2 protein-coding genes and 2 pseudogenes are annotated in these 2,419 nt (G+C 72.3%); 1 reads left to right on the forward strand and 3 read right to left on the reverse strand.

Going from position 1 to position 2,419, the window contains the following annotated elements; all coding sequences use genetic code 11:
* The 3 genes and pseudogenes from Q0R63_RS13280 to Q0R63_RS24615 all read right to left on the reverse strand — a co-directional run.
* Positions 1-514, reverse strand: a pseudogene (locus tag Q0R63_RS13280) (crotonyl-CoA carboxylase/reductase); the annotation flags it as partial.
* 154 nt (positions 515-668) lie between these two features.
* Positions 669-1,478: a polysaccharide deacetylase family protein gene (locus Q0R63_RS13285; protein ID WP_295698022.1), complete on the reverse strand. Its 810-nt coding sequence runs from the start codon at positions 1,476-1,478 to the stop codon at positions 669-671.
* Positions 1,479-1,595: 117 nt separating this feature from the next.
* Positions 1,596-1,670 (reverse strand): annotated as a pseudogene (locus tag Q0R63_RS24615) (LuxR C-terminal-related transcriptional regulator); the annotation flags it as partial.
* A 254-nt stretch (positions 1,671-1,924) separates the two neighbouring features.
* On the opposite strand from Q0R63_RS24615, the gene Q0R63_RS13290 reads away from it, so the two are divergent.
* The gene (locus tag Q0R63_RS13290) at positions 1,925-2,341 is read left to right on the forward strand and encodes a cupin domain-containing protein (RefSeq protein ID WP_295698025.1); all 417 of its coding nucleotides are present in this window, start codon (positions 1,925-1,927) and stop codon (positions 2,339-2,341) included.
* Positions 2,342-2,419 lie beyond the last annotated feature (78 nt).

The following is a 2,419-nucleotide window of genomic DNA, read 5'->3' on the forward strand; positions in this document are numbered from 1 at the left end:
TCTCGAAGCCCCAGATCCGCTGCTCCGGGTCGAGCATCGTGTCGTTGTGGCCCTCGGCGCTCTCGAGCTCGACGGAGAGGCAGTGGGCGACGACCTCCTGGCCCGGCTTCCACAGGTGGACACCCGGCCCGGTGCGCAGCACGATCCCCGACAGGTCGGAGCCGACTACGTGGTAGGGCAGGTCGTGGCGCGCCGCATCGGGCGAGGTCCGCGCATACCGCTCGAGGAAGCCGAACGTCGAGACCGGCTCGAAGATCGAGGTCCACACCGTGTTGTAGTTGATGGCGCTAGCCATCACGGCCACGAGCGCCTCGCCGGGGGCGAGCCGGGGCACGGGGACGTCGTCGACGTGCAGCGACGTGCGGGGGTCCTTGTCGCGGCTGGCCATCCCCTCGAAGAGGCCGACCTCGTCCTTGTGGACGGTGACGCCGCGGTAGGTGTCGGGGATCGCGATGTCGGCGTAGGTCGCGATCGACCGGTCGCCGCTCAGGATCGCGTCGCGGATCTGGTCCATCTTTGGGTGTCTCCTCGGCAGTGGGGCGGCACGGGGGGCGCGTCGACCCCGAAACTACTGGTGAGTATGCCGCGTGGGCGCAGCGTGAGACTCCGGTCACGGGTGACCTGGCTCACGGCGACCCCGCCCCACGCAGGGCAGGCGGGCAGTCAGGTCAGGCGGGGAGGCGTGCCGCGACGGGGGCAGCCGCGAGGAGCTCGGACACCGTCACGAGCTCGTAGCCGTCGGCGTGCAACCCGGCGATGATCGCGTCGAGGTGGTCGATCGTGATCGCCCGGTCGGCCGAACCCGAGTCGTGGGCGAGGACGATGTGACCGGGCCGGACCTGGCCGCGGATGTCGCCGACGATCGTGTCGGGGTGGGCGGCGCAACGGTCCTCCCGCATCTGCGAGCTCCAGAAGACGGTGGTCAGCCGGGCCTCCGCCGCCGCCAGCAGCGTGGAGCCCCCGACGTGGCCGTAGGGCGGGCGGAAGAGCGTCGGGCGGCGACCGAAGACGCTGGCGATCTCGTCGCCCGTCCGACCGAGCTGGTCGACGACGTGGTCGTAGGTGAAGCGGCCGAGGTCGGGGTGGTCCCAGGTGTGGTTCGCGAACTCGTGGTGCTCGTGCCCGGCGTAGACCTGGGCGTGCTGGCTGAGGTGGTCACCGCGCAGGAAGAAGGTCGCCGGGACGTCGTGCCTGGCCAGGGTGGCGAGCACGCGCGGGGTCCACTGCGGGTCGGGTCCGTCGTCGAAGGTCAGCGCCAGCCGACGCTGGCCACCGGCCTCCCCGGCCCACACCACCGAGGCGTGGGTCGCGCCGGGCGCCGACTCGTCGGGCCGGATGCCCGACACGGAGGTGCCGTAGAACGGCAGGGGCACCCGGTCGTGGGCGGCCGCGACCGCCCGGTCGCCCCCCAGAGCGCCGGCGGCTCCGGCGACGGTGGCGCCGAGAGCAACCAGGACATCCCGTCGCGCTACAGCCACAGCCGGAGCATAGGTGCGATTGACCCGGTATACCGACGTGAACGACAGATTCCCAGCATGACCTGGGGACATTGGTGGTTGGTCGGCGAGCAGTCCGGACCGTCGGGCGAGGGCAACCGCCTCGGTCCGCCCGCCCGCGCCGAGCTTGGCCATCACGTTGGGTACGTGGACGCTGACCGTCTTGCCGCTGATGGAGAGCTGGCGGTCCCCAGCCCCGCAGCTCGAGCAGCATCGGTACTGCGCCGAGCCGCCGAGCCGCCGAGCCGCCGAGCCGTTTGCCGCGCGACCGCGCCGAGGGCGCGGGGCTCCTCCGCTGCACCGGTCGGACGGCGGACGGGTGGCGCCGGGAGCCGGCGTCGGTCACCACGCCGACGGAACCGGGGCGGGCGGCATCGGCGGTGCCTGAGGCCCGCCCGGGGGAGCGCCGTGGATGCGATGCTGCTCCGATGAGCCATCTGCCTCCTCCCGGCCCGCCCGTCAACCTCACGGCCGCTCTCGCCTCGTTCGACGAGGTCTGGAGCCCCCGAATCGTCACCCGGGTCAACGACTACGACGTCCGGATCGCCAAGACGCTGGGCGACCACGTATGGCACGTGCACGACGACACCGACGAGTTCTTCCTCGTGGTCGAGGGCCGGTTCGACGTCTCGCTGCGGGACGTGTCCGGAGCCGAGTCGACGGTCGTCCTCCATCAGGGTGACGTCTTCGTCGTCCCCCGCGGTACGGAGCATCGGCCGTCGTCCACCGGCGGGGCGATCCTCATGTTCGAGCCCCGGGGGACCTCCAGCACGGGCGACCGCCACGAGGGCGAGATCCCCGGCCACGTCGACAGCACGACGGGGCACGCGCTGCCGCCGGCCTGAGCCCGCCCTGCGTCAGTGTCCGCCGGCCGGCTGGACGAGCTCGACCAGCACCCCGCCGGCGTCCTTGGGGTGGATGAA

Source organism: Lapillicoccus sp. (genome assembly GCF_025353065.1).
GTDB lineage: Bacteria > Actinomycetota > Actinomycetes > Actinomycetales > Dermatophilaceae > Lapillicoccus.